Source organism: Deltaproteobacteria bacterium (assembly GCA_009930495.1).
Taxonomy (GTDB): Bacteria; Desulfobacterota; Desulfovibrionia; order Desulfovibrionales; family Desulfomicrobiaceae; genus Desulfomicrobium.
The window spans coordinates 1-6,630 of sequence record RZYB01000148.1; the positions used below are offsets into that span (position 1 = coordinate 1).

Sequence of the window (6,630 nt, forward strand, 5' to 3'; positions counted from 1 at the left end):
GCTGCGCCATCCCGATGTGGCGGTATGCATGTTGACTGGCCACGCGGACATGGAGGCGGCAATCGCCGGCATGGCCATGGGGGCTTTTGACTATCTGATGAAACCGGTGGAGCTGGATGAGCTGATCCGGAAGATCATGGACGCCTGCTTCCGGAGCAGGCGGGGGGAAGAGGCATGCGGAGTGGGGAAACCATCCATATAATCGAGGCGCCATGTGGCGGCACAACGAGGAGGCGGTAAAAATCATGGGATTCTTTAAAGATTGGGGTTCGTTCATGGTGGAGGGCTCGCGGTCCTTTGCCCGATGGGAAGTGGAAAACGCGCGCGTTATTTTGGGCGACAAAAGGCGGGTTTGGCTTCTGGCCTTGTTGCTGATCCCCTGCATTCTGGGCGGATGGGCCTTTGCCGACGAGATTGGCCAGGCGTTGCCCAGCACGATCGGCGGCAAGGAAGCCTACAGTCCATCCTATTACAGCCTGTTTATTTTTTGCGTTTCGATTTTCGTGGGCGTGGGCGCGGGCCTCATTTCCGGCTGCATCGGCGCTGGCGGCGGCTTTATCATTGCCCCGGCATTGATGAGCGCCGGGGTTAAGGGCATCCTGGCCGTGGGCACGGATTTGTTTCATATTTTCGCCAAGGCCATCATGGGCAGCGTTCTGCACCGCAAAATGGGCAACGTGTCCGTGCCGCTGGCCTTTGTTTTTCTGATCGGCGCCATCATCGGCACCACCGTGGGCGCGGGAATCAACCGTTTTTTGTACAACGTCAATCCGGTCCTGAGCGATACCTTCATTACTTTTGTCTACACCATCATGCTCGGATTTTTGGGATTCTACGGCATGTACGACTATTTTAGCGCCAAGAAGGCCGGACACGGCGGCGGCGCCCACGACGGCCCGGACGGCGCGGCCATGACCGGCATCGCCCAGAAGCTTCAGGCCGTGAATCTGCCGCCCATGGTCACCTTTGACCAGGGCCTCATTCCCGGCGGCCGCAAGATCTCCTGGCTCTTCCTGGTGCTGTCCGGGGTTCTGGTCGGCATGGCCGCGGGCATCATGGGCGTTGGCGGCGGCTTTCTGACCTTCCCCATCTTTGTCTACATCCTGGGCGTATCCTCGTTGACCACCGTGGGCACGGACATTTTCCAGATCGTGTTCACGGCCGGTTACGGCGCCATCACCCAGTACGCCATTTATGGCTTCATCTTCTACACCCTGGCCATGGGCATGCTGCTGGGTTCCCTGGCCGGCATCCAGATTGGCGCCCTGGTCACCAAGGTCGTGCCCGGCATTACCATTCGCGGATTTTTCGCCATTTCGGTCATGGCCGGTTTCGTGAACCGGTTTTTTGCCCTGCCCAAGAAACTGGTCAGCATGGAAATCCTGCCCGCGTCCTGGGCCGGCCTGGCCAAGGGCATGGATACCGTGGGCATGTATCTGTTTTTTATCGTCATAGCCCTGTTCGGCCTCTGGGTTTTCGGGGCGTTCTTCGGGAATATCAAGAAGTTGAAAGGGGAGGCTTAAGCCATGATTCACAACAAGAAGGAATTCAACACGGGGCTGGGCCTGCTGGTGGTCTTCTTCATCGTGCTCATTGCCATGTTCCAGCCTCTGTTCGACGGACACAACGCCATGGCCTATCTGGACAATCTGTACAATTCGATTTCCAAGGGATCGGCCCATTACGTTGAATCCCTGAAGGAAGAGGCCCAAACCGTGGCCGGCTATCGGATCGACGTGACCATGGACATGGAAAACGAGGCCCGGGCGGCCGAAGGCGCGGTGCTGCTCGCCGCGACGGGAGCCACGGCCACGGCCGAAGGGAAATCCTTGTCCGTCCAGGGTGATTATCTGGCCATTCTCAATGCCTGTCTGGATGACTCGGACACGATGTATCATAACGACGGTGACGCCCTCAAAGCCAAATACCCGGCCTACCAGGGCAAGGACGATCGTCAGGCCCTGTACAACTGGTACAAGATTCTGAATGGATTCGACAAGGAACTCAAAAAGCAGGAGGCCTTCACCCAGGCCAAGGTGGCGACGAACATCAACGCCAAGGTGGTGGAAACGGCCTACAACTATTACAAGGTCGTGCCGGAGGAAATCAAGGACAAGGCCGGCATCGTGATCTTTTCCCTGGTTTTCTATGTTGTTTACACCATGTGGTACGGCTTCGCGATTCTCTTTGTTTTCGAGGGCTGGGGGCTCAAGATCAGCGGTCATTGATGACTCGTCTGCCCGGTTTTTTCGAGGCTGTTGGTATTTCTGGCGCGGTCCGGACAGGGCCGCGCCTTTTATCTTTGTGCCCCTGGCCGGATTTGCTAGGGTCCGCGCAAGGACAAGGGGAGGCGCGGCATGAATCTCGCCGAATATTACAATACCGTGATCGATTTGAGCCATGGGATCGTTGTCACCGTGGACGAAAAGGGCCGAATCGTGCACGGCAACGCGCATTTCGAGCGCATTTCCGGATATCACATCCGGGAACTGGCCGGAGTGGACTGGTTCGAGACCTTCGTCGACGAAACCCGGCGGGATCAGGCCCGGGCCAGATTCTTGGCCATTGTCCGAGGCGGGGGGCTCGCTAGCGCCAAGGGTGCCCTGCGGGACAAGTCCGGGCGTGACGTGTTCATCGATTGGAATCTCAAGCCGCTGTTCATGGCCTCCGGTGATGTTCTCAGCGTTCTTTGCGTGGGCGTGGACGTGACCGCGCATGTCCAGCGCCAGAGAAATCTACGGCACGAGCACGACCGACTTGTGGTTTTGAATAAGGAATTGACCTGTCTGCACGCCATGAACCGACTGGTGGCGAATACCGACGGCACCCTGACCGAGGTTTTGCATGAGGTGTTGCGCCTTATTCCACCGGCTTTTCAGTATCCGGAGGCGACCGGAGTGCGTTTGGTGCTCGATGGTCAAGGCCTGTCCAGTGACCGCTACGCGCCGGAGTCCGCAACCCGCTTGGTGGAGGACGTGGAAGTGCATCGGGTTAAGCGCGGCCATTTAAGCGTCAGCCTCGATGGTCGAGACCGGCATGGAGGACCACGCGCCTTCCTGCCCACGGAGCGGGAGCTCCTCGGTGCCCTGGCCAAGCACGTGGGGTGGATTATCGCCAAGCGCGAGGCCCTGGTCACCAAGCGCAATCTGGAGCGGCAACTGCAGCACGCCGACCGTCTGGCCAAGATCGGACAGTTCGCGGCCGGAGTGGCCCATGAGCTGAACGAGCCTCTCGCCAATATTCTGGGTTTCGCGCAGCTCGCGGCCAAGGCGCCGGGCCTGCCCGAGCAGGTTGGCCGGGATCTGGAAAATATTGTCAAATCCGCACTGCACAGTCGGGAAGTCATCAAGAAACTGATGCTCTTCAGTCGGCAGGTGCCCTTGCGCAAGGCCCTGGTGAGCCTGAACCAGATCATCCGTGACGCCTTGTACTTCACGGAGATGAGCGCCACCAGGAATCACGTTCGGATTGATCTGGACTTGGCCGAGGACGTGCCGGCCATTTGGGGAGACCCCCAGCACTTGAAACAGGTCGTGGTCAATCTGGTGGTCAACGCCATTCATGCCATGCCGACTGGCGGCACGCTGAGCATGCAGACCTCGTCCTTCAAGAACGATGTGTATCTGCTGGTCTCGGACACGGGAGTGGGCATGGGGCCGGAAGTGCTGCGGCAGATTTTCAATCCCTTTTTCACCACCAAGGAAGTGGATCAGGGCACGGGCCTCGGCCTGGCCGTGGTGCACGGCATTGTTACCGCCCATGGCGGGGTGATCGAGGTGCACAGCGTCGAGGGACAAGGGACGCGCGTCGAGATCGCGTTTCCATGCAGCGCGACGGCGCCGGGACATGACGAATAAATTTCAAGGATCGGACATGAAGGACAACGCCGCCACCATCCTGGCCGTGGACGACAGCCCGTCAACACTGGAAGTCATTGCCCGCAATCTGTCGGGATCGGGCCATGTCGTGCACACCCGGGGCAGTGTCGAGGACGCGGTCGCGTTTTTGGACGCGACGCCGGTGGATCTGGTCATCACGGATTACAAAATGCCCCAGGCCAGCGGCCTGGATCTGGTCAAATATGTTCGCGACAACCTGCGGGACACGGATATCATGATGATCACGGGTTTCGCGTCCATCACGGGCGCGGTGGAGGCCATGCGCGACGGGGCGGGAGAATATCTGGCCAAGCCCTTCACCGCCGAGGAGTTATTGACGGTGGTCGGGCAGCTCCTGGAAAAGCGGGCCCGCCGTCGGGCGGCCACGTCCGAGAACGGGGACATGCCCGGCTTTGGCATCGTGGGACGCTCCAAGGAGATGCGGGCCGTTTTCGACATGATCCGCAAGGCGTCGGGGACGTCGGCCAACGTGATCATTTCCGGGGAGTCGGGCACGGGCAAGGAGCTGGTGGCCAGGGCCGTGCACTACAACAGCGACCGCCGGGCCTCGGCCTTCGTGCCCGTCAACTGCACGGCCATTCCGGACAGTTTGCTCGAAAGCGAGCTGTTCGGCCACGTCAAGGGGGCCTTCACCGGGGCCAAGGACAGCCGGGCCGGATTTTTCGAGATCGCCAACGGCGGCACGATTTTTCTGGACGAGATCGGCGACGCCAGTCCCAATCTCCAGGCCAAGCTGCTGCGGGTCATGCAAAGCAAGGAGTTTTGCATGGTCGGTTCCTCGCGCATCCGCACCGTGGACACGCGCATCATCGCGGCCACGCACAAGAATTTGCGCCTGTTGGTGGATCAGGGTCTGTTTCGCGAGGACCTCTATTATCGCATCCACGTCATCGAGATCCGCCTGCCGTCCTTGAGCGAGCGCCGCGAGGACATTTTGCCCCTGGTCGATCATTTTGCCCGGAAATTCTCGTCCGAGCTCAAGCGCCCCCTGCCGGCGTTTTCCGATGCCGCCCTGGCCGCCCTGGATCAGTATCCGTGGCCAGGCAATGTGCGCGAACTGGAAAATTTGATCCAGCGCCTGATCGTTGTGTGCGACGGGCCGAGCATCGATATCCCCGATTTGCCCGAATCCATGCGGTTTTCCATTTCGCGTCAACGCTTTTGCGATCACGGCGACAAAACCCTGGCCGAGGTCGAGGCCGAGCATATCCGCCATGTTTTGGCCCGGACCGGGGACAACAAGACCCGCGCCGCCGAGATTCTGGGCATCGACCGCAAGACCTTGCGGGAGAAGCTCAAGCGGCTCGGCCTGGGCTGATCCCATATTTCAAGGCGGATCCTTGTCCTGGGAGCGCGGGCGTCTCGCCCGCATGAGAGCGGCCAAGACGGCCGTGCTTCCGGCAATGATTTACGCTGATCACGAAGCGGAATACTGCCGCGTTCCCCGTTAGATGAATTTTTCGAGGGCTTCGCGCAGACTTTCGGCCGTGAAGGGCTTGTGCAGAATGTCGTTGATGCCGGCCGCGAAGGCGGCCTTGGTGTCCGTGGATTCGTTTTGGGTGGTGATCATGATCACCGGCAAGTCTTCCTTGGAGAATTTTTTGCGGATTTCCCGGGCAAGGTCGATGCCGGTGATGTCTGGCATGTTGAGATCCGTGAGGACAATGTCCGGCCTGTCGGACTGAAGCCATTCCAGGGCGCTGGCCGGGAACTCGAAGAGCACGGGCTCAAAACCCAATTCGTGCAGGGTGGATTTGTAGATGTTCAGGATCATTCGGGAATCGTCCACGGCGCAGACTCGTTTGCGGCTGGCGGCGGTGTCCTTGCCCGGGGCCAGGAGTTTCAGGGCCAGTTCCGAGTAGCCTTCTTCCTTGAGCACGACATAGAAAAAATCCTTGATGTCGCGGTGGGCCCGCAGCAGGTAGACCAGGGCGATGTCCTGGAAGCGGCGTTCCGAAATCAAGCCGAGGAAAATGTGCCTGGCCTGGGCGTTGACGACGGTTTTAATGATCCGGTGCGCGTCCTCGTCCCGGTCTCCGGCCAAATTCCTGATGCCGGCGGCCAGGATTTCATTGAAATTGCGGTCAATGGCCTTGGCCGCGGCGAGACAGACATGCTCCTCGGGATCGGCTAGGCCCATGGTCAGCACATAGGCGCCTTTGTCCAGGGGCAAAAAGCCCAGGGCCTCGTAGGCCGCGAAGCGGACATTGGGATTTTTGGGCTGGTTGTGGAGCAGTTTGCGAATGGGGCCGATGGCGGCTGGATCGCCGATGTCTCCCAGGACATTGAGGGTATGGATTTGGAGGTCCGGGTCGTCGAGGAGCAAATTTTGGGTCAGAATGGGCACGGCCTTGGGGCCGATGCCGGTCAGGGTTTTCTTGGCGTAGGTCCGCAGATGGGCATAGTGGGAGCGGATGGCGTCGTTCAGCTTGTCCAGGGAGATGCTGTCCTGGACCCGGGCGAAAATGTCCAGAATGAGCATGTCGAGCTGACTGTCCGTGCCCATGCGTTCGGACAGCCGCATCATGGCCGTGGGGCTGCCGAGTTTGCCCAGGGCCTTGACGGCCGAGATGATCAGGGTCCGGTTTCCGGAATAGAGAAAATCGCTCAGGGCGTTGGTGGCGGCGGGATCGGCGATTTCGCCCAGGACCTCTATGTAGTGGTTGATGTCGTCGATTTCGGACGTCGCCAGCAGGGCGTCGAGCAAGTCCGGAACCAGGGACTCCAGGCG

6 protein-coding genes are annotated in these 6,630 nt (G+C 59.8%); 5 read left to right on the top strand and 1 reads right to left on the bottom strand.

Annotated features, from left to right (window positions below; all coding sequences use genetic code 11):
* The 5 genes from EOL86_11070 to EOL86_11090 all read left to right on the top strand — a co-directional run.
* On the top strand, nt 1–202 hold a 202-nt coding region (locus EOL86_11070; protein ID NCD26115.1), incomplete at its 5' end, for a response regulator.
* Nucleotides 203–245: 43 nt separating this feature from the next.
* Entirely contained in the window at nt 246–1,523 is a 1,278-nt protein-coding gene (locus EOL86_11075; protein NCD26116.1) for a sulfite exporter TauE/SafE family protein, read from the top strand.
* Nucleotides 1,524–1,526: 3 nt separating this feature from the next.
* Nucleotides 1,527–2,228, top strand: coding sequence for a hypothetical protein (locus EOL86_11080; GenBank protein ID NCD26117.1), 702 nt, complete (start codon nt 1,527–1,529; stop codon nt 2,226–2,228).
* 129 nt (nt 2,229–2,357) lie between these two features.
* Nucleotides 2,358–3,857, top strand: coding sequence for a PAS domain S-box protein (locus EOL86_11085; protein ID NCD26118.1), 1,500 nt, complete (start codon nt 2,358–2,360; stop codon nt 3,855–3,857).
* A gap of 16 nt (nt 3,858–3,873) precedes the next feature.
* A complete protein-coding gene (locus EOL86_11090) occupies nt 3,874–5,217 on the top strand; it encodes a sigma-54-dependent Fis family transcriptional regulator (protein NCD26119.1) in 1,344 nt (447 codons plus the stop codon).
* Between the two features lie 129 nt (nt 5,218–5,346).
* Here the strand turns inward: EOL86_11090 and EOL86_11095 are convergent.
* The coding region (locus tag EOL86_11095; GenBank protein ID NCD26120.1) for a response regulator at nt 5,347–6,630 on the bottom strand (1,284 nt) is incomplete at its 5' end.

What these genes read in the sequence shown, in the direction of transcription:
- EOL86_11090 (NCD26119.1), top strand. Translation starts at nt 3,874, where the DNA reads ATGAAGGACAACGCCGCCACCATCCTGGCCGTGGACGACAGCCCGTCA.
- EOL86_11080 (NCD26117.1), top strand. Translation starts at nt 1,527, where the DNA reads ATGATTCACAACAAGAAGGAATTCAACACGGGGCTGGGCCTGCTGGTG.
- EOL86_11085 (NCD26118.1), top strand. Translation starts at nt 2,358, where the DNA reads ATGAATCTCGCCGAATATTACAATACCGTGATCGATTTGAGCCATGGG.
- EOL86_11075 (NCD26116.1), top strand. Translation starts at nt 246, where the DNA reads ATGGGATTCTTTAAAGATTGGGGTTCGTTCATGGTGGAGGGCTCGCGG.